The organism is Microbispora bryophytorum (assembly GCF_006874465.1).
GTDB classification, from domain to species: domain Bacteria; phylum Actinomycetota; class Actinomycetes; order Streptosporangiales; family Streptosporangiaceae; genus Microbispora; species Microbispora bryophytorum.
This window is the reverse complement of sequence record NZ_VIRL01000026.1, coordinates 16,478-36,685: the sequence shown is the minus strand read 5'-3', so window position 1 is coordinate 36,685 and position 20,208 is coordinate 16,478. Positions and strand designations below refer to the sequence as shown.

Annotated in this window: 16 protein-coding genes and 1 pseudogene; 11 read left to right on the top strand and 6 right to left on the bottom strand. The window is 70.4% G+C overall.

Annotated elements, in window-relative coordinates:
* Positions 1-92 precede the first annotated feature (92 nt).
* Entirely contained in the window at positions 93-707 is a 615-nt protein-coding gene (locus tag FLX07_RS32195) for an O-methyltransferase (protein ID WP_142575458.1), read from the top strand.
* An 11-nt stretch (positions 708-718) separates the two neighbouring features.
* Here FLX07_RS32195 and FLX07_RS32190 read toward each other — a convergent pair whose 3' ends face one another.
* Complete coding sequence (locus FLX07_RS32190; protein ID WP_317984482.1) at positions 719-2,203, bottom strand: MFS transporter; 1,485 nt, start codon at positions 2,201-2,203, stop codon at positions 719-721.
* 65 nt (positions 2,204-2,268) lie between these two features.
* On the opposite strand from FLX07_RS32190, the gene FLX07_RS32185 reads away from it, so the two are divergent.
* The gene (locus tag FLX07_RS32185; RefSeq protein ID WP_142575457.1) at positions 2,269-2,688 is read left to right on the top strand and encodes a MarR family winged helix-turn-helix transcriptional regulator; all 420 of its coding nucleotides are present in this window, start codon (positions 2,269-2,271) and stop codon (positions 2,686-2,688) included.
* A gap of 24 nt (positions 2,689-2,712) precedes the next feature.
* Here the strand turns inward: FLX07_RS32185 and FLX07_RS32180 are convergent, their stop codons facing one another.
* The 3 genes from FLX07_RS32180 to FLX07_RS32170 all read right to left on the bottom strand — a co-directional run bounded on the left by FLX07_RS32180 (position 2,713) and on the right by FLX07_RS32170 (position 6,751).
* The gene (locus tag FLX07_RS32180) at positions 2,713-3,483 is read right to left on the bottom strand and encodes a phosphotransferase (RefSeq protein ID WP_208762497.1); all 771 of its coding nucleotides are present in this window, start codon (positions 3,481-3,483) and stop codon (positions 2,713-2,715) included.
* 123 nt (positions 3,484-3,606) lie between these two features.
* On the bottom strand, positions 3,607-5,427 hold the full coding sequence (locus FLX07_RS32175) for a DUF2075 domain-containing protein (RefSeq protein ID WP_229689930.1): 1,821 nt from the start codon (positions 5,425-5,427) through the stop codon (positions 3,607-3,609).
* 229 nt (positions 5,428-5,656) lie between these two features.
* A complete protein-coding gene (locus tag FLX07_RS32170) occupies positions 5,657-6,751 on the bottom strand; it encodes an ADP-ribosylglycohydrolase family protein (protein ID WP_167748474.1) in 1,095 nt (364 codons plus the stop codon).
* Between the two features lie 122 nt (positions 6,752-6,873).
* Here FLX07_RS32170 and FLX07_RS32165 point away from each other — a divergent pair, with 122 nt between their 5' ends.
* Genes FLX07_RS32165 through FLX07_RS32150 form a run of 4 tightly spaced genes read left to right on the top strand, consistent with a single transcriptional unit; the run spans position 6,874 to position 10,252 of the window.
* Positions 6,874-8,124, top strand: coding sequence for an ROK family transcriptional regulator (locus tag FLX07_RS32165; protein ID WP_167748473.1), 1,251 nt, complete (start codon positions 6,874-6,876; stop codon positions 8,122-8,124).
* Positions 8,121-9,017, top strand: coding sequence for a polysaccharide deacetylase family protein (locus FLX07_RS32160; protein WP_142575453.1), 897 nt, complete (start codon positions 8,121-8,123; stop codon positions 9,015-9,017). Before FLX07_RS32165 ends, FLX07_RS32160 begins: the two co-directional genes overlap by 4 nt.
* Positions 9,014-9,919: an MFS transporter gene (locus tag FLX07_RS32155; protein ID WP_208762496.1), complete on the top strand. Its 906-nt coding sequence runs from the start codon at positions 9,014-9,016 to the stop codon at positions 9,917-9,919. The genes FLX07_RS32160 and FLX07_RS32155 overlap by 4 nt, the downstream gene beginning before the upstream one ends.
* 57 nt (positions 9,920-9,976) lie before the next feature.
* Positions 9,977-10,252 carry an MFS transporter gene (locus FLX07_RS32150; protein WP_167748472.1) on the top strand — a complete coding sequence of 92 codons (276 nt, stop codon included), beginning with the start codon at positions 9,977-9,979 and terminating at the stop codon, positions 10,250-10,252.
* A 20-nt stretch (positions 10,253-10,272) separates the two neighbouring features.
* Here FLX07_RS32150 and FLX07_RS32145 read toward each other — a convergent pair whose 3' ends face one another.
* Positions 10,273-13,671: a tetratricopeptide repeat protein gene (locus tag FLX07_RS32145; protein WP_142575451.1), complete on the bottom strand. Its 3,399-nt coding sequence runs from the start codon at positions 13,669-13,671 to the stop codon at positions 10,273-10,275.
* Positions 13,672-14,052: 381 nt separating this feature from the next.
* Here FLX07_RS32145 and FLX07_RS38940 point away from each other — a divergent pair.
* Positions 14,053-14,274 (top strand): annotated as a pseudogene (locus FLX07_RS38940) (beta-galactosidase); the annotation flags it as partial.
* The gene (locus FLX07_RS32135; protein ID WP_229689931.1) at positions 14,220-15,251 is read left to right on the top strand and encodes a beta-galactosidase; all 1,032 of its coding nucleotides are present in this window, start codon (positions 14,220-14,222) and stop codon (positions 15,249-15,251) included. The pseudogene FLX07_RS38940 and the gene FLX07_RS32135, both read left to right, overlap by 55 nt.
* Here the strand turns inward: FLX07_RS32135 and FLX07_RS32130 are convergent.
* Positions 15,199-16,287: a LacI family DNA-binding transcriptional regulator gene (locus FLX07_RS32130; protein ID WP_142575449.1), complete on the bottom strand. Its 1,089-nt coding sequence runs from the start codon at positions 16,285-16,287 to the stop codon at positions 15,199-15,201. The two genes, FLX07_RS32135 and FLX07_RS32130, sit on opposite strands and share 53 nt — an antisense overlap.
* 291 nt (positions 16,288-16,578) lie before the next feature.
* Between FLX07_RS32130 and FLX07_RS32125 the strand changes: the two genes are divergently transcribed.
* The 3 genes from FLX07_RS32125 to FLX07_RS32115 all read left to right on the top strand — a co-directional run bounded on the left by FLX07_RS32125 (position 16,579) and on the right by FLX07_RS32115 (position 20,168).
* Positions 16,579-17,571 carry an ABC transporter permease gene (locus FLX07_RS32125; protein WP_142575448.1) on the top strand — a complete coding sequence of 331 codons (993 nt, stop codon included), beginning with the start codon at positions 16,579-16,581 and terminating at the stop codon, positions 17,569-17,571.
* On the top strand, positions 17,568-18,440 hold the full coding sequence (locus tag FLX07_RS32120; RefSeq protein WP_208762494.1) for a carbohydrate ABC transporter permease: 873 nt from the start codon (positions 17,568-17,570) through the stop codon (positions 18,438-18,440). The genes FLX07_RS32125 and FLX07_RS32120 overlap by 4 nt, the downstream gene beginning before the upstream one ends.
* Before the next feature lie 63 nt (positions 18,441-18,503).
* Positions 18,504-20,168 (top strand): ABC transporter substrate-binding protein, encoded by a 1,665-nt coding sequence (locus FLX07_RS32115; RefSeq protein ID WP_142575446.1) that lies wholly within the window; start codon positions 18,504-18,506, stop codon positions 20,166-20,168.
* Positions 20,169-20,208: the final 40 nt, after the last annotated feature.

Below are 20,208 nucleotides of genomic sequence, written 5' to 3'. Positions count from 1 at the left end.
TCGCGGCCGGTGCGTTCGCGGCCGGTCGGCGAGCTTCCCCGCCGCGCCGGCTTCCCCTGGAGAACTGACATCGTCCGGCCTAACCTGGGGCGATGTCGGTTGACGGTACGGCGGCATACGCCGATCTCACGGAGCTGCCTCCGCTGGTTGAGCGCGCGGTCCGGGTGGCCCGGCAGGCGGGCTTCGCGCCTTCCTGCCGGCCGGAGCAGGGACGGCTGCTGTACGCCATGGCGGGCGGCGCCGAGACCATCGGGGAGACCGGCACCGGGTGCGGAGTAGGCCTGGCCTGGCTGGTCTCGGGCGCCCGGCCGGGGGCCCGGCTGGTCAGCGTCGAACGGGACGCACGTCGAGCGTCCCTGGCCGCCCAGGTCTTCGCCGATCACCCGCAGGTCTCGGTCATCCGCGGCGACTGGCGGGAGATCCATCGCCACGGGCCGTACGACCTGCTCGTGCTCGACGGCGGCGGCCAGGGCAAGAGCGGTGAGCAGCCGGCCGATCCGCACCGGCTGCTCAGGCCGGGAGGCACGCTGGTCATCGACGACCTGACCCCGGCCCGGCACTGGCCGCCGCGGTTCGACGGCGCCGTCGACCGGGCGCGGATGCACTGGCTCGACCACCCGGGGCTGGACGCGGCCGAGCTTCGCCTCGCGGCGGATCTGGCCGCGCTCGTGGCCACGCGCCGGTTCGACGGCGCGCCCGCCGACTGAGACGGGGCCGCTCAGGTCGTGGCGGCGGTGACGGGCTCGGCAGGGACGTCGCGGCCGGTCGTACGGCCCGCCGCGCGCGCGGGGAGGGCCAGGGTGACGGCGGCGGCGACGAGGGCGGTGGCGCAGCCGATCAGCATCCCGGCGCGGAAGCCGCCCTCCGACGGCAGGACGTGCCCGCCCAGCCGGATGGTCATCTGCGACAGGACGACGCCGACCACCGCGGCCGAGACGGTGGTGCCGATGGAGCGCATCAGCGTGTTGAAGCTGTTGGCGGCGGCGGTCTCGGAACGGGGGACCGCGCCCATGATCAGGGCGGGCATCGCCCCGTAGGCCAGGCCGACGCCGATGTTGCACACGCAGGTGACGATCAGCAGGCCCCAGGTGGAGCCCAGCAGGACGGTCGAGGAGCCGTACCCGAGCGCCATGACCAGGCTGCCGGCGATCAGGGTGACCTTGGGGCCGCGGACGGCCGACAGACGGGCGCCGAGCGGCGAGACGGCCATCATCATCAGGCCGGAAGGGGCCATCCACAGGCCGGCCGCCAGCATCGACTGGCCCAGGCCGTAGCCGGTGGCCGCGGGGAGTTGCAGGATCTGCATGACGATCAGCGCCTGGGCGTACATCGAGAAGCCGACCACGATCGAGGCCAGGTTGGTCAGCAGCACCTGCCGCCGCGCGGTGACACGCAGGTCGACCAGCGGGTCCTTGACGCGCAGCTCCCACCAGCCCCACAGCAGCAACACGACCAGCGCCACGGAGAGCAGGCCGAGCGTGGTGCCGCTGGTCCAGCCCCAGTCGGCGCCCTTGGAGACGCCAAGCAGCAGGCACACCAGCCCGGAGCCCAAACCGAGCACACCGGCGACGTCGAACCGGCCGGAAGCCCGGCCGGGCGTGACCGGGACCAGGAGCCAGATCAGCACCGCGACCAGCACGCTCAGCACCGCCGAGCCCCAGAACAGCACCCGCCAGCTCGCGTACTCGGCGACCGCCGCCGCGATCGGCAGTCCGAGCGCGCCGCCGATGCCCATGGACGAGCTCAGCAGCGCGATGGAGGGACCGAGCCGCTCGGGCGGCAGCAGGTCGCGCAGGGCGCTGATGCCCAGGGGGATCATGCCCATGCCCATGCCCTGCAAGCCCCTGCCAATGATCATGGGGGTCAGGGAGCCCGCCAGCGCGCAGACGACGCAGCCCGCGATCAGAGGCGCCGAGCAGACCAGCATCATGAGGCGCTTGCCGTACAGGTCGCCGAGCCTCCCGGTGACCGGGGTCGTCACCGCTCCCGCGAGCAGCGTCACGGTGATCACCCAAGAGGCGTTCGACGCGGTGGTGCTCAGCAGGTTCGGCAGTTCGGCGATCAGCGGCACCACCAGGGTCTGCATCAGCGAGGCGACGATGCCGGCCACCGCCATCACGCTGACGATGCCGCCGGGGCGAGCGGCGGACGTGGAGCCTCCCACGAGGGTCTCCCTTAGATAGATGGTCAAAACGATGTGCACCCTACACATCATGTGTTACACACACAATTCGTGTAGGGTGCACATATCTGTGAGAAGGAACCGGCATGGACAAGCCCACGCATCTCATCGAGTTCGAGACCATGCTGCTCGGGCGGCACCGGCACCTCGACCGCAGCGCATACCTGCTGCTCAATCGCATCCACATCACGGGCCCGATGTCCATCGGCCAGCTCAGCGAGGCGCTCGGGCTGGACGTGTCCACCCTCAACCGGCACACCTCGGCCCTGCTGCGCGCCGGGCTGGCGGAACGCATCCCGGACCCCGGCGGCGGCATCGCCCGCAAGTTCCGCCTGACCGATGACGGCGAGCGGTGGCTCGGTGAGGAGCGTGAGAAGAACATCCTCGGCCTGGAGAAGGTGCTGGCCGGTTGGACAGCCGAGGACGTCACGGCCTTCGCCGCCTACCTGAGACGCTTCAACACCGATATCGAAAACCTCGCCGGACGGCCCTGGCCCCGCCCCTGAGCAGCGGATTCGCAGGCGCCGGCCTCACTCGCCGGGGAAGCCGGTCAGTTCCTCCACCGCCGTGTCCAATGACCTGTCGACGCCGTCGTCGACGAGCTTCCGATACGCCGGGTCGCCCGCCGCCGCGAGACGCCGGATGCCGTCGGCGGAGGCGCTGACCCGCTGGCGGACCGTCTCGATGAACCGGCCAGCCGGGCCGTCCCAGCCGTAGGTGTCGAGGAACAGTCGCAGTCTCCGGGGCCGCTCGGCGAACGCGGTGAACCCGTCCGCCGCCACGACATGGCGGGCGTGGAGCGGCACCCAGGAGAAGGCGGTGAAGGCGAGGTCCCACTCCGGGGCGACCGGAGCGGCGAAGTCCCAGTCGAAGAAACCGATGAGGCGCCCGTCGGCCCACGCCGCGTTGTACGGCGCCGCGTCGTTGTGGCCGACGACCAGGCCGGGCCGCCAGGTCTCTCCCTCGCGCCAGACCGCGTCCGGCGGAGGGACGAAACTCGCCACCGCGGTGTGGAAGTCGCGCAGCCAGACGGCCACTTGACGGAGCGCGTCGTCACTGTGCACCCAGGCGGGCCACGGCCGCGCGGTCCCGACCACCTCTCCCGGCAGGTACGAGAGGACCTCCCGCCCCTGGTCGTCGAACCCTCGCGCACGCGGGGCCCGGTCGAAACCGGCGTCCTCCAGATGCCGGAGCAGCGCATGCACGGCGGGCGTCCAGGGCCCGGGGACACGCCGGACCGTGTCGCCGACCCGGACCGCCCCATTCGTGTTTCCGCCCGGAAGACGTCGCTCTTCGATCACGCGTCCCATGATGACTTCCCGGCGCCGCCTCCGCGGGCCCTGACAGCCATCGGGACGGAGTGCTCGTGCGCCGGCAGGGTCACGTAGGCGATGGGACCGCACGAATGTGCGCGCCGCGCCACCCTATCGATCAAGCAGAGTGGTGAGGAACTCCTGTGTCCTGGCGTCGACGGAGTGGACGGCCGTGCCGATCATGCCGCGAGTGAGCAGCACCTTGTAGGTGTTGCGAATCAGCCGGTCAGCCTGCTCGTCCGTCACGGACTTCTTCATCAGCGCCGGGTCCTTGCTGGCGCCGCGCACGGTGATCAGACGGCCGTCCCGGTAGACGAGGTCAGGGCCCAGCACGACGCCGTTCCAGTCGTACTCGAAGCCCTGGGCGGTGTACACGCAGCCGACCTGCTCGAAGCCGCCCGGCATGGTGGCCCACAGCGCGCTGGGAGGGGCGTCGCCGACAGCGCGGTCGCCCTTGACGTTCCACGGCTTGGACCAGCCGTCGATCCGCACGTCGGAGACGAGGCGGTCGCCGTCGGGGTCGCTCCACCGCCAGCAAAAACCGGCCGTCATGCGGGCCGAGTAGCCGTCGTTCAGCTTCCCCCGCAGCAGTCCTTCCAACTCGTACGGCGAGTCGGCGAGGGTGACCTCGAAGTGGGGGTCGCCGGTCCACGGCTCGGGATCCTCACCGTTCAGGCCGAGCAGCCGCAGCACCCACTCCTCGTACGCCCGGCTGCCGCCGCAGCGGTACTGGGCGTCGAGATCCACCTGCTGCACGGCCAGGCCGCGGGTCTGTGCGTGTGCCCTGATGTCCGCGACGGTCCCGGTCTCGCCCGGCCGCACCACCTGGTGTTCGTCGAGGAGGAAGACGGGAACGCGGGCGGCGCTCATCAGCTCGTCGAGCTGGGACCGCCCCGTCCGCTCGACGGCCTTGGTGAAGCGGTTGGCCGACGTCTCGCGGATCCGGTGGGCCTCGTCGCAGATGAGTACGTCGAGGTCGTTGGGCTTGGCGGTCATGAAGTTGTTGAAGTACTTGAACATCGCCTTCGTGCGCGTGGATCCCCTGGCCACGTGGCGGCGCATGGTCTCGGTGAAGGACCGCGATCCGGTGGCGTGGTGTGCCGGATAGCCGCGCTCGGCGAGTTCGCCGAGCAGCGACAGGGCGATGACGCTCTTGCCCGACCCGGGACCGCCGGTGACGATGACGACTTCCTTGGAGTCGGACGCCCTGGCCTTCTCCACCGCGTGCAGCACAATTTCGTACGCCAGGCGCTGCTGGTCCAGCAGGACGAACTGGTCCCGATGCTTGATCTCGGCCGCGGCCACCTTCAGCAGTTGCTTGGACGGCCGGATCGCCGACGCCAGCAGCCTGTCGGCGGCGCGCGCACCGGGTTCGGGCGCGAACTGCGCCCGAAGGTAGTCGACGAACTGACCACGACGGCTCTGGCTGAACAGACGGGTCCGCTCGTCCTCCACGCGGTCGTACAGGTCGTGGATGTCGAGGTCGTTCGCGTTGTGCAGGTACGCGACGCCGCGTACGGCATGACGGCGATGCTCCAGGGCGCCGACGAAGTCGGCGAGGTAGTCGCAGTAGCCGTGCACCTGCACGACCGGGTGAAGTTTGGGGTGGTTGCCCATGCCGGGGACGAGAACGAGGTCGGCGTCGTCCTCGTACAACTCGGCGTGGCTCCACTGCTTGAGCTCCACGACGACGTACGCGTCGTCACCACTGTGCCGGTCGACGCCGGCGAGGATCACGTCGGCCCGCTTGCTGGTGAGCGGTAACTGGTATTCCAGCAGCATCTCGACGCTGCCCAGCCCGGCCTCGACGAGGTCACGGGCGAGAACGGGCAGGCTGCGGTCCCATGACCTCCGCTCGCTCCTGCCGGGATTGACGCCTTGAGTGATGCGAAGCTGCTCGGCGATCACCTCGCTGAGCACCCTCTCCGGCACGGACGCGAGCTGAAGCAGACCTTCCGCGGAATGCCGGACAACGGCCACGGACCTACCCCCAGGCAGCACGAAAGACTCGTGCGGTATGGGGGCATGTCCGTTCCCGGACGAGAGAACGGAAGCCCGTCGGGCCGCATCACCAGTACGCCCGGAAGATTACACCGTTCCATGCGGCATGATCCGGTGATGCGGGCGTCTCATGCCGTTCGGGCCGGATCGGGTGGCGGGGTCAGCAGCCGGGGTACTTGTCGCGGTCGATGCGGCCGCCGGTGAAATGCGTGGTGAAGTCGTCGGCGAGTTCGATGACGGTGTCCCGGCCCTCCAGCCGGGACACCCAGTGCCCGGGGAGGGCCGCGTCGCCGTGCACCGTGCCGAGGAGGTTGCCGCACAGGGAGCCGGTGGAGTCGCTGTCGCCGGAGTGGTTGACCGCCAGCAGCAGGGCCCGCTCGATGTCGTCGCCGCTCACCAGCGCGCAGTAGACCGCGATGGCGAGCGCCTCCTCAGCCACCCACCCGCCGCCGAGCGTCTCCACCGCCTCGGGCGACGGCTCCGCCGTGCCGGCCAGGGCGACCGCCGCCTCGATCGCGGCGGTGGTCTCCTCGTGCGCGGGCAACTCGGCGAGCAGGCCCAGGGTGTCGTGCACGGCCGTCGCGAGCGGCGCGCCCTGGGACAGGGAGCAGACCAGCGCGGCGAAGGCGCCGGCCGCCAGATAGCCCGTGGGATGCCCGTGCGTGATCTGGGCGCAGCCGGCCGCGAGCGTGAAGGCCGCCCGCGGGTCGCGGACGGCCAGTCCGAACGGGGCGGAGCGCATGACGGTGCCGCAGCCCTTGGAGCCGGGGTTGACCGGCCCGGGCATACCGGGGGCCGCGAGCGAACCGAGGTCGGCGTGCAGCCCGGACACGCAGGTGTTGCCGGGCGCGCGACGGGAGTAGAGCCAGGTCTGCTCGCGGAGCCGGCCGGTACGGACGAGGCCGTCGGCGGGCGGCGGCACGCGGTGCTCCTGTGTGTCGAGCCAGCGCAGGTAGGCGTGGCGGACCACCTGCACCTCACCGCCGCCGATGCCCTTCTCCCTGACGCGCACGTCCGCGCGGATCAGCCCTTCGACGGTGAACAGCGTCATCTGCGTGTCGTCGGTGACCAGGCCGGTCTTGCCGTGCCAGCCGGGCGCGAGATCGGTCAGCCCCGCCCTGCCGTGGTTGCGGCGGATGACGGCGATCGAGTCGAATTCCACGGGCGCGCCGAGGGCGTCGCCGACGGCCCCGGCGAGCAGGCAGCCGCGCACTCGCGCCCCGAATGGAATGTCGCCCGCATTGGCATTGCTCACGATGATCCCCTTTCTGCCTCCCAAGAACGGTAGCGGTCTTGTCGCGTGGTGGCCGATCGGATGGAACGGCTCACTCTGAGGAGAAACCGTCCGGCCTACCCGGGCCGGGACCCGAGGTGAGCGTGAGCGCGAACTACCTGGCCGGGCCGCAGGGCCTGCTCTGGTCGATCAACGCCCGCGCGGTGCTCGACGTCATCGACCGTGAGGGGCCGCTCGGCCGACCGGAGATCACCAGGGCCACCGGCCTGTCCAAGACCACCGTCGCCCAGGCGCTGCGCGAGCTCGTCGCACGCGGGGCCGTGGAGGAGGCGGGCGCCGACACCACTCGTCGCGGGCCCGCCGCGACCCTCTACCGGATCGCCCCCCGCTGCGCGCTCGCGCTCGGCGTCGACATCGGCCACCTGCGCATCCGCGCCGTACTCGTCGACGCGGTGGGGGAGACGCTCGCCCAGGCGGAGACCCGGGCGCCGCGCCGCAGGGTGGCCGACACGGCAGCGGCGGTGGCCGCACTCGCCGCCGAGTGCGCCGGACGCGCCGGGACCGAGCCGGGCGCCGTCGGTCAGGCCGTCGTCGGCGTCCGCGCGGTCGTGGCGCGCGACGGCCGCACCGTGAGGCGGGCCTACGGGCTGCCGCAGGGGGGCCGCGGCCTGGCCGAGGCGATCGAGCGCGACCTGCCCGTGCCTCTGCTGCTGGAGAATGACGTCAACCTCGCCGCCGTCGCCGAGCAGCGGTTCGGCGCGTGCGCCGGCGTCGCCGACTTCGTCCTGCTCGGCGTCGGGGTCGGCCTCGGCGCCGGGATCGTACTGGGCGGCCGGCTCCACCAGGGCTTCGCCGGGGGAGCGGGCGAGGTCGCATTCCTGCCCCACCCCGCGACCGAGCTCGGCACCGAGGTGCTCGGCGCCCGCCGCATCGCCGAACAGGCCAGGCAGGCCGGCATCGAGGGCAGCCCGTCCACGCGGGAGATCTTCGACAGCGCCAGGGCCGGCGACGAGAGGGCACTCGCCGTGGTCGACGCGACCGCCCGCAGGATCGCCCACGTCGCGGCGTCGGTCGCCCTCGTGATCAAGCCGGAGCTGTTCGTGCTCGGCGGCGCGTTCGGCGCCAGCGCCGATCTGCTGCTGGGCCGCATCCGCCGCCACCTGGCGAGGGACGCCGCGCCGCTCCCGATCAGGATCGTCGCGAGCGGCGTCCCCGGGGATCCGGTGCTGCGCGGCGCGTCCTGGCTCGCCCGCCATCGTGCGCGGGAACGCGCCTTCGCCGCCGCCGTGGGCGGGCGGCCACACGAGACGGCAGCCGGGGGACCGTACGACACCGCGACCGGCGGACCGAACGACACGGACCTCACCGGGGCAGGGAAAGGGGACATCACGTGAACCTCGCGCGACGGCTCGGAGCCGGGCCGGACGACCGGCTGCTGATAGTGAACGCCGACGACTACGGCATGTGCCGTGCGGCCAACACCGGCATCACCTCGCTGCTCGCCGCCCGCGCGATCAGCTCGGCGACCGTCATGACGCCGTGCCCGTGGGCCCCCGACGCGGTCCGTAGGGCCGTCGCGGGCGGTTACGACGTGGGCGTCCACCTGACGTTCACCAGCGAGTGGGAGGGATACCGGTGGGGACCGGTGACCCGCGACCGCGCGGTGTCCTCGCTCGTGGACGAGGCCGGCTACTTCCCCGCCGACAGCCGGACGGTCGAGGAGCGGGCCGACCCCGAGGAGGTCCGGGCGGAGATCGACGCGCAGATCCGCAGGGCCGTCGCCCTCGGCCTCGACCCGTCGCACGCCGACAACCACATGGGCAGCCTGTACGGCCTGGCGACCGGCCGTGACTTCCTCGACGTCGTCTTCAAGGTGTGCGCGGAGCACGGCCTGCCGTTCCGGCTGCCCAGGACCCTCGACGGCATGGGCCTGCCGGAGGAGCTGGAGCCGTTCGCGCGGGCGAGGGCCGAGGCCGCGGACGCGGCGGGCGTGGTGATCCTCGACCGGCTGTGGACGCTGCCCCTCGAACTGGCCGAGGGGGAGACGTACGAGAGCGTCAGAAGCGACATGATCGGGCTGGTCCGGGCGCTGCGCCCCGGCGTGACCAAGATCTACATCCACCCGTTCGAGGACGACGGCGAACTCCAGCAGATCATGCCGCATCACGCCAAACGCGGCATGGAGCTGCGGCTGTTCACCGATCCGGAGGTCCGCCGCGCCATCGCGGAGGAGGGCGTCCGCCTCATCGGCTGGTCGGATCTCCGCACCGCCCAGAGGGCCCGATGAAGCGCGGTCCAGAGGGCCCGGTGACGCGCGGCCCGGAGGGCCAGATGCTGCGCGGCTCGGAGGGTCTGGTGCGGCGCGGGCAGATGCTGGCCTACGGATCGGGCAACCTGTCGGTCAATCTGCTCAGCCAGGCGTTCGCGACCTTCGCCACCTTCTACTACGTCGACCACCTGGGCGTCGATCCGTCGCTCATCGGCGTCGCCATGGTGATCCACGGCATCGTCAACGCGGTGCTCAACCCGCTCGTGGGGCACGTCTCCGACCGGACTCGCACGCGCTGGGGCAGGCGGGTGCCGTACATCGCGATCGGCATGGCGCCGCTGGCCGCGGCCTTCACCATGATCTGGATCCCGCTCGTGGACGGCGCGACCGCGAGGTTCTGGTACTTCCTGGTCGTGGTCCTCGTCTACGATGTGCTGTTCGTCGTCGTGGTCCTGGACTATGTGGCGCTGTTCCCCGAGATGTTCACCACCATCGCCGAGCGGGCCGGCGCCGCGTCGTGGCGGCAGATGTTCGCCATCGTCGGCATGATCGCGGCGTCGCCGCGGCGCCCCTGCTGTACGGCGCCATCGTGCCATGGGCGTGTCCTTCGGCGTCGTGGCGCTGGCCTTCTTCGCGCTGTCGCTGCGCGAGCTCGGCCGAGCGGGTGCACGCGGAGCGTGAGAGCTTCGGGTTCCTCGCCGCGCTCCGCTACACGCTCGCCAACCGCGCCTTCGTCACATACGTCACGGGCAGCTTCCTGCTGCAGCTCACCTTCGCCCTGCTGCAGGCGGGGATCCCGTTCTTCACTAAGTACGCCCTGGGCGAGGCCGACTCCGCCAACACCGTCGTCCTGGGCTCCTGGAGATCCTGCTCGCCGAGGTCATCGACGACGACGAGCGCAGGACGGGCACCCGTCGTGAGGGGATGTACTTCGGCATGAACGGGTTCATCGTCCGCTGGGCGGTGCCCTCCAGGCCGTGATCACCACGGTCGTGCTGTCCCGATCGGGCTACCACAACGGGGCCGCGGTGCAGCCGGACTCCGTCGTGACCGGCGTCCGGCTGATGATGGGCGTGGTGCCCCTGGTGGTGCTGGCGCTGGCCTTCGGCTGCTTCCTTCTCTACCCGCTGCGTGACGGCGGGTCGCACCGTTCTCCCGTCGCGGCCCGCGAGTCCGTCGCGGCCCGCGAGTCCGTCGCGGGCCGGGAGTCCGTCGCGGCCCGGGAGTCCGGAAAGGGCCGCCCGCAGTCGTGACCGGGCGCCGGCTTATCGCCTCACCATGGCCGGGCAGCCGACCCGTCCGCCTCCAGCCCGAACCGCACCAGGTCTGCCCACCGGCCCCCCTTTCCCTCCTGCACTCGCCGCTTGGCCAGGTCGTACAGTGCGGTGGTGCCGCCGGCGTCGGCGGCGGTCCGGGCGAGGCGTTCGGCGCCTTCGTGGTCGCCGGCCTGCTCCCGCATCTGAACCAGATTGCGCATCGCGGTGGTGTCGCCCGCGTCGGCGGCGGCGCGGGCGAGGCGTTCTGCGCCTTCGTGGTCGCCGGCCCGGTACCGCCTCCGCACCAGCTCTTGCAGCGGGAAGGTGTGGCCGGCGTCGGCGGCGGCGCGGGCGAGGCGTTCTGCGCCCTCGTGGTCGCCGGCCTGCTGCCGCAGCTCCGCCAGGGCGGACATCGAGGCGGTGTCGCCGGTGTCGGCGGCGGCCTGGTACATGCGTTCTGCGCCTTCGTGGTCGCCGGCCTCGTGCCGCATCCGCGCCAGGGCGTGCAGCGCGGCGGTGAGGCCGGCGTCGGCGGCGGCCCAGGTGAAGCGTTCGGCGCCTTCGTGGTCGCCGGCCTTCTCCCGTATTCGTGCCAGGCCGTAAAGCGCGTCGATCTGGCCGGTGTCGGCGGCGGCCTGGAACATGCGTTCTGCCCCTTCGTGGTCGCCGGCCTGCTCCCACATCACGGCCAGGTGCTGCAGCGCGGCGGTGAGGCCGGCGTCGGCGGCGGCGCGGGCGAGGCGTTCTGCGCCTTCGTGGTCGCCGGCCTGCTGCCGCATCTCGGCCAGGTTCTGGAGCAGTGCGGCGGCGTCGCGGGCACCGGCGTCGGCGGCCATCCGAGCGGCGCGTTCTGCGCCTTCGTGGTCGCCGGCCTGCTGCCGCATCCGCGCCAGAATCGGGAGCGCGGTGGTGTCGCCGGCCCGGGCGAGGCGTTCGGCGCCTTCGTGGTCGCCTGCCAGCTCGCGCAGCCGCGCCAGCTCCCGCAGCGCGAGGTTGTCGCCGGTGTCGGCGGCGGCCTGGAACATGCGTTCGGCGCCCTTGTGGTCGCCGGCCCGCTCGCGCATCCACGCCTGCTCGTGCAGCCTGCTGGTATCGTCGGCGTCGGCGGCGGCCTGGTACAGGCGTTCGGCGCCTCCGTAGTCGCCGGCCTGTCGCCGGAGATGCGCGAGAACCAGGAGAGCGTCGGTGTCGCCGGCGTCGGCGGCGGTCCGGGCGAGGTGTTCTGCGCCTCCGTAGTCGCCGGCCAGCTCGCGGAGCCTGGTCAGATACCTCAGTGATAAGGGGTGGCCGGCGTTGGCGGCCATCTGGGCGACGCGTTCTGCGCCTTCGTGGTCGCCGGCCTGCTGCCGCAGCTCCGCCAGGTGCCGCAGCGCGGTGGTGTGGCCGGCGTCGGCGGCGGCTCGGGCGAGGCGTTCTGCGCTTTCATGGTCGCCGGCCAGCTCGCGCATGTAGAACGCATCGATCAGCGCGCTGGTGAAGCCGGCGTCTGCGGCTGCCTGGTACAGGCGTTCGGCGCGTTCGAGGTCGCCGGCCTGATCGCGTGTCCGTGCCAGGTTGTAGAGCGTGAGGACGTCACCGGTGTCGGCGGCGGCTCGGGCGAGGCGTTCTGCGCCTTCGTGGTCGCCGGTCTGCTTCCGCATCTCGGTCAGGCTGTACAGCGCGGAAGTACGGCCGGCGTCGTTCAAGGCCCGGGCGAGACGTTCTGCGCCTTCCTGGTCGCCGGCCTCCTCCCACGTCCGCGCCAGGTCCCGCAGCGCAATGGTGTCGCCCGCGTCGGCGGCGGCCCGGGCGAGGCGTTCTGCGCCTTCGTGGTCGCCGGCCTGCTCCCGGATCCGCGTCAGCTCCCGCAGCGCGGTGGTGTCGCCCGCGTCGGCGACTGCTCGGTACAGCGCGAAGGCGTGACGGTGGCGCCCGCGGTCGCGGGCGGCCCGAGCGAAAGCGCGGTGGTCGCTCACGGAGGCGGCGTGGCGGGTGGCGGCGTTCCAGAAGGTGGCGGGGGGACAGAGGAAGCGGCGTGTGCGGCTGCCGTGTTGTTCGAGATAGTCGGCGAGGCGATAGGCCGGCTCGCCTCCACTGTGTGCGGCGGGAGCGTGACCGGTGCCGGGACGGGGTTTGATCAGGGCCAGCGGTGGGCGGGCTCCCCGGCACGGGCGGTGATCGGTCAGGTAGGCGAAGGCGCGTTCGAGCCAGTCGTCGTCGAGTAGATGCCATTGTTCGTCACTGAGATAGCCGGGGGCGGCTTCCACGAGCAGGAGACGGGGCAGGGCTGGGCCGTGACCGAACCGGCGGGCGTCGATCGCGGCGTCCAGGACGGCGCGGGCACCGGGTTCCGCGTTGTCGTAGAGCTCCAGCAGAGCCGGACCACCCGCCAGGTACTGGGTCAACCGCCCCTCCGGGGCCCGGCGCAACGCCTCGGCCAGACGGAGATCGCCGGTGTTCGCCGCCTGTCGGCCTGCGGCATCGAGATCGGCGTCGGCAAAGGACTCGGGAAGGCGGATGCTGGCGCTCTTGATCAGCTCGCGGGCCTGAGCGTACGGATCGGGCTGACCGGTGTGCGGGACCGCGGTGAGGGTCTTCCAGTAGGCGGGCCACAGGGTGCCCAGCACCAGCACCGGCCCTCGCTCCCGAGCACGCAGCAACTCCCGGAGCCCGCCGGCGATCCGCTCCCCGACGGCTGGATCGGCGGTGAGCAGATAGTGCTGGGTCTCGTTCAACCACACCACGGTGTGCGGGCCGATCGACCTCAGCTCGGTGAGGACCGCCGCCGGACGGCTCGGCTCGATCGGGTGCCACAGCCGCCACGGTTCGGGCAGGGTCCGGACCGCTTCCCACAAAGTGCGGGTCTTGCCCGTCGACGAGTCGCCGACCAGCACGACCAGCCGGGACGCCCCTGTCTGTACCTGGCGGACCATCTGTGCGAGGGCTTCGTCATGCGCCCGAGGGACGTAGGCGGGCAACTCCTCCAGCTCCCGACCGGCGGTGTCCACGCGAATCGCCGGATGGACCTCCAGGTCCAGCGGCCGGAACTGTCCGATCGGCCGGCCTGGTTCCGCCGCGGCCGGGGGCGGGGTGGGGAAGGCGGCTGTCGGGAGAGGGCAGGCCGGCGGCCGTCCGTTCTGCGCGTCGTCATAGGCCTGCTTCCACGCCGCCATGTCGCCCAGCACCGCGTCGGGATCCCCGCGCTTGTCCTCTGTCACCTTCTTGCGGTAGGCCTCCAGCAGGCGCTCGACCTGTTCGCTCCAGCTCGGCAGCCGCTTACGCGTGCCGTGGATGAGCGACTCGACCGTGGTCTTCGGGATACCGGAGTGGCGGGACAGCCACTGCGCCGAGGGGTTCCAGGCCGCCGCCCGCGCCCCCACCAGGTAATCGAGGAAGAGTCGCATACCGTCGCCGTGGTCGCTGGGCGGATTAGCCATGTCGTGGCTCCTTCGCTGTCCTCCCCCGACAGGTCCCCGGTACCACCAGCTTCGGCGGTGATTTCAGGCTAAAACCGGATAGGCCGCTCTGCACGGCAGTCGCGGCCACCGGAAAGACCCCGGATAATCCGGGGCAAGCCGTCGGCGTATGCTCGTGCGCCGGTCGTCGATTGACTCATCCCTGTACGTCCGATCAGCTCTGGTGGCAGCTCGCGACGGCGTACGGAACGGACGGGGACGCGACGACCTCGCAGCCCGGGCGTGACAGATGACAGACGCTCGCATGCGCGCCCTCCGGGACCGCCTCGGCGGCTTGGCGTACGGCGGGGACTACAACCCTGAGCAGTGGGACCCGGGCGTGGGCGGGAGGACGTCCGGCTCATGCGCGAGGCGGGGGTGAACCTCGTGTCGCTCGGCGTCTTCGCGTGGGCCTCGCTCGAACCGGAGCCCGGAGAATACGAGTTCGGCTGGCTCGACGAGGTCATGGACCTGCTCCACGAGAACGGCATCGCGGTCAACCTGGCCACCCCCACCGCCGCGCCGCCCGCGTGGCTGACCCACCGGCACCCCGAGGTCCTCCCCGTCATGGCCGACGGCGAGCGGTTCGGCTTCGGCAACCGCCTCCACTACGATCCCTCGTCCCCTATCTACCGCGAGCACCTTCCGCGAGGTCGCCGAGCTCGGCCGCGAGGTGGGGCTGCTGTCGCCCGTGGCGGGGACGACGACGCGGGCCGAGGTCGCGGGCCGAGGTCGCGGTCCTGTTCGACTGGAACGGCTGGTGGGGGCTGGAGGAGCTGTGGGGCCTTGCCCGAAACGACTTCAGCTACGTGGACACCGTCATGCGGCACTACCGGCCGCTGTGGGAGCACCACTACGCGGCCGACGTCGTGTCGCCCCACAGCGACCTGTCGCCGTACAAGGTGCTGGTCGTGCCCAACGCCTACCTGATGGACGACGAGGGAGTGAACGCCGTCACCGAGTTCGCCCGCGACGGTGGAACCGTCGTGATGTCGTTCTTCTCGGGCGTCGTGGACGCGTGCAACCGCGTCCGCCCGGACGGCTACCCGGGCGCGTTCCGCCGCCTCATCGGCGCGAAGATCGACGAGTACTGGCCGGCGCGGCCCGGCGAACGGTTCACGGTCGAGTTCACCGACGGACGCACGGCGACGGCGGACTGGTGGCGTGAGGACATCCACCTCGAAACCGGGACGGCACTGGCGACCTACGCGGACGGCCTGCTCGCGGGACGCGCCGCGGTCGTCGCCAACGACTTCGGAGCCGGCCGGGTCGTCTACTTCGCCACCCTCCTGGAACAGGACGCCTTCGACCGGGTGCTGATCGGCGAGCTGACAGCGGCGGGCGTGGACAACCGCTTCGACGGACTCCCCGCCCACCTCGAATGCGCCGTCCGCGAGGACGAGCGGCACGAATACCTCTTCCTGCTCAACCATGACGCGGAGGCGCCCGTCGCCGTCCCGGTGGGGTCGGGCACGGATCTCCTCACCGGGCGGTCGGCGTCAGGGGAGATCACCGTGCCTCCCCTCGGCGCGGCGGTCGTCCGCCGGGCGCGGCGGGCGTGACCGTGGCCCGGCTCTTCGGCGGCGCGGTGCTCTCACGGACCACGAGCTCGTTGGCGAGGTCGATCCGGCTCGTGGCCGGCTCCACGCCGCGGGCCAGGTCGAGCAGCATCTGGGCCGCGACCGTCGCCATGTCGCACAGCGGCTGGCCCACCGTGGTCAGGGCGGGCTCGACCCAGTCGGCGACAGGCACGTTGTCGTAGCCGACCACCGACAGGTCCCCGGGCACGTCGAGGTTGAGCCGCCGGGCCGCGCGCAGGACGCCGAGCGCCTGCAGGTCCGACCCGGCGAAGATCGCGGTCGGCCGGTCCGGGCGTGACAGCAGGTCCATGGCGTGCTTGTATCCGGCGTCGACGTAGAAGTTGCCGTACCTGACGAGGCTGGGGTCGACGGTGATCCCCGCCTCGTCGTGGGCGACCCGGAAGCCGGCGACGCGTGCCCTGCTGCACATCACGTCCTTCGGGCCGGAGACGACCGCGATGCGGCGGTGGCCCAGCTCAAGGAGATGACGGGTGGCGAGCAGGCCGCCGTCCCAGTTGTTCGAGCCTACGACGGGCACGGACTCGGCGATCTCTCCGTCGGTGTCGACGACGACGAACGGGACCTGCGCCCGCCGCAGCTTCTGCTGCTGCGACTGGGACGGGCTGGACATGACGAACAGCACGCCGAGGGGCCGATGGTCGAGCACACCGTCCAGCCACTCCTCCGGCGGCCGGTGCGCCCCTTTCAGCTGGGACAGGACGACCTCGATCCGCGCGGCGGAGGCGACGGTGTCGACCCCCCGGATGATCTCCATCGACCACATGGAGTTCAACTCGTGGAAGACGAGGTCGATCTGCCCCTTGAGCGTGCGCCGCTTCGAACGGCGGCGGTACCGGTGCCGCGCGAGGCTCGCCTCGACGCGTTCCCGCGTGTCGGGCGCGACGTCGGGCCGGCCGTTGAGGACCTTGGAGACCGTGGTCACCGAGACGCCGAGCTCTTCGGCGATGGAGGCGATCGTGGCGGGGCGTGGATCGCGGGCGGGGGAAGGGCTGGTCATCTGTCCGCTCGTCGTTTCTCCGAAAGTTTCGCGAAACTCTACCATCGGAGGGCCCTGAGATATACCGAGATCCAGCCGGTATTGGGCGTGGCGCCGGGAGCGTCTCGGTGATTGACTTCCCTCTTGACGCACTCATGCCCGGGTCCTATATTTCCGCAATATTAATGGCAACTTTCGAAACTTTCGGTTCGCGCTGCCGTGCCGTTTTCCGGGGCGGGGTGCGCGAAGCCGCCCCTTTCGGCGGCCGCACGCGCCGCCCTGGATCCGTTCGGATGGCACCGGAGGCACGGGATGAGCACCACCAGGACGATCGACGCGTCGCCGGACACCGGGGATCCCCGGCGGGCGCGGTCCGATCCGGCCCGTAAGCAGCGCCCGCCGCGCCGCACCTGGCGCCAGGCGCTGCGCCGTGACTGGCAGCTCTACTCGCTGGCGATTCTTCCGCTGCTGTTTTTCGTGATCTTCCGATATCTGCCGATGCTCGGGAACGTCATCGCCTTCCGGAAGTTCCAGCCGGGCGGCAGCGTGTTCGGCGAGGAATGGGTCGGCCTGCGTTACATAAAGATGTTCCTGAACGACCCGTCGTTCTGGCAGGTGTTCACCAACACCGTGGTCATCGGGGGGCTGACCCTGCTGTTCTGCTTTCCGACGCCGATCGTGCTCGCCCTGCTGATCAACGAGCTGCGCGGCCGGAAGGTCAAGCGGTTCGTCCAGTCGGTGTCCTACCTGCCGCACTTCCTGTCGATGGTGGTCGTGGCCGGGCTGGTCATGGAGATGCTGTCGGTGGACGGGCCGGTCAACCAGCTCCTGCGCGCGGCCGGCAACGAGCCCATCGCGTTCATGCAGGAAGCGGGCTGGTTCCGCACGATCTACGTCTCCTCCGAGATGTGGCAGACGGTCGGCTGGGGGACGATCATCTACCTGGCCGCGCTCACGACCATCGACGATCAGCTGTACGAGGCGGCCAGGATCGACGGTGCGAGCCGCTGGCGGCAGGTCTGGCACGTGACGCTCCCCGGTATCCGGCCGACCGCGGTCACCCTGCTGATCCTCAACATCGGCACGTTCATGGCGGTGGGCTTCGAGAAGGTCCTGCTGCTCTACAACCCGCTGACGTATCCCACCGCCGATGTGATCTCCACGTACCTCTACCGGATGGGCATCGTGTCCAACAGCTTCAGCTACGCCGCGGCGATCGGCCTCTTCGAGGCCGTGATCGGGCTGGCCCTGGTCATGTCGGCGAACCTGATCTCCCGGCGCACGGTGGGGACGAGCCTGTGGTGACCGTCGACAGGACCCGGGGTCAGCGGGTGTTCCGGGCCGTCAACGCGGTCATCCTGACCGGCGTCGTGGTCGTGACCCTGTACCCCTTCATCAACATCGTGGCCCGCTCGCTCAGCGACGAGTTCGCCATCCGCGCCGGCAAGGTCAACCTCGTCCCCGTCGGGTTCACCTTCCGCACGTACGAGTTCGTGGCCTCCGACCCGACGTTCTGGATCAACTACCGCAACACCGTGGTCTACACGGTCGTCGCCACGGCCATCGCGATGGTCATGACCACGTGCTACGCGTACGTCCTGTCGAAGAAACACCTGAAGGGCCGCACGTTCCTGATCGGGATCGCGGTCTTCACGATGTTCTTCTCCGGCGGGCTCGTGCCCAACTACATCCTCATCTCCAGCCTCGGGCTGAAGGACAGCATCTGGGCCATCGTGCTGCCGAACGCGGTCAGCGTCTTCAACCTCCTGGTGATGAAGGCGTTCTTCGAGGGCATGCCGGCCGAGCTGGAGGAGGCCGCCGCGATCGACGGCATGAGCACCTACGGCATCCTGCTCCGGATCGTGCTGCCGCTGTCGAAGGCGGTCCTCGCGACCATGGTGCTGTTCTACGCCGTGTCGTTCTGGAACTCGTGGTTCGCGGCCTTCCTCTACATGAGCCAGAACGACCTGTTCCCGGTGACCGTCTACCTGCGCAACCTCATCGCCGGCGCCACCACGGGCACGTCCGTCGGCGCCGACGCCACCGACATGACGGTGGCCACCAACATCAAGTCCGTGACGATGGTGCTCACGGTCATCCCGATCCTGGTGGTCTACCCCTTCCTCCAGCGGTACTTCGTCAAGGGCGTCATGCTCGGCGCGGTCAAGGGATAGCCACGCCGGATCTCTCACCGACTTTCACCCAGCCCCGTTCCGAAGGGAAAGGACCCCCCTTTCATGTATGAGATCAACCGGCGTCAGGCGATGGTCGCCGTGGGAGCCTTCCTCGCGCTCGCCGCCTGCAGCACCGACGGCGATTCCGGCGCCGGCGCCAAGAAGAGCGGTGACGACTTCGCGGCGAACCGCGACGGCGCGATGGCCGACTACGGCGTGGGCAAGCAGTTCACGGCCGCTGCTCCGCTGTCGTTCAGCGTCCTCTACAACAACCACCCGTTCTATCCCATCAAGAACGACTGGCTGTTCTGGTCGGAGCTGACCAAGCGGACCAACGTGACGCTGCAGCCGAACGTGGTGCCGCTGAGCGACTACGAGAACAAGCGCAGCCTGATGATCGGGGCCGGCGACGCCCCGATGATCATCCCGAAGACCTACCCCGGCCAGGAGACCCCCTTCGTCGCCTCGGGCAGTGTCCTGCCGGTCAGCGACTACCTCGACCTGATGCCGAACTTCAAGGAGAAGATCGCCAAGTGGAACCTGCAGCCCGACCTTGACACGCTCCGGCAGGCCGACGGCCGCTTCTACCTGCTCCCCGGCCTCCACGAGGACTACTGGACGGACTACACGCTCGTGGTGCGCGGCGACATCCTCGACAAGCTCGGGCTGGAGATCCCGCAGACCTGGGACGACGTGCACAACATGCTGAAGGCGATGAAGAAGGAGTATCCCGACTCCTACCCCTACTCGGACCGATGGGGCATCCCCACGCCGGGCGGCGCCATGCTGAACCAGGTCTTCGGCCTGGGCAGCGGCGCACGCGGCGGCTGGGGCTTCACGACCGGCATCACGTGGGATCCCAACGCGCAGAAGTTCGCCTTCACCGGCGCGATGGAGCAGTACAAGCAGATGCTGCAGTTCCTCCACACGCTGGTGGAGGAGAAGCTGCTCGACCCGGAGAGCTTCACTCAGCAGGACGACCAGGCGATCCAGAAGCTGGCGTCCGGCAAGTCCTTCGTGATCAGCGGCAACGCCCAGACGCTGGTGAACGAGTATCGCCCGCCGCTGAAGAAGGCCAACCCGAAGGCGACGCTCATCAAGATCCCGGTGCCCATCGGGCCGCAGGGGCCGGTCAAGGCCGACGCCAACGACAGCCGGCTGGAGAACGGCATCATGATCTCCAAGAAGGCCCGCGACAGCAAGAACTTCGTCGCGATGATGCAGTTCATCGACTGGCTCTGGTACTCCGACGAGGGCCAGGTGTTCGCCAAGTGGGGCATTGAGGGGACCACCTACACCAAGGACGGCTCCGGCAAGTTCGAGCTCACGAAGGACGTCGACTTCATCGGCCTCAACCCCGGCGCGCCCAAGCACCTGCAGAAGGACTTCGGCTTCTCCAACGGCGTGTTCGCCTACGGCGGCAGCACCGAGCTGCTCCAGTCGACCTTCTCCGAGGAGGAGGTCGAATGGCAGAAGACGATGAACGCCAGGCAGGCGCTGCCGCCGAAGCCGCCGAGCCCGCTCAACGACGAGGAGCGCGAGCAGGCCGCGCTGTGGCAGACCCCGCTGAAGGACCACGCCACCCAGAACACGCTCGAGTTCATTCTCGGCAAGCGGAGCTTCGACGAGTGGGACGCGTACGTCAAGGAGCTCGAGGCGAAGAACATGTCGTCCTACGTGAACCTTGTCAACGGCGCGTACGAGCGCTACAAGAAGGAGCACGGCTGACCGGGCCAGGCCGGCCGTGCCTGTCCCGCGGCCGGCGCGA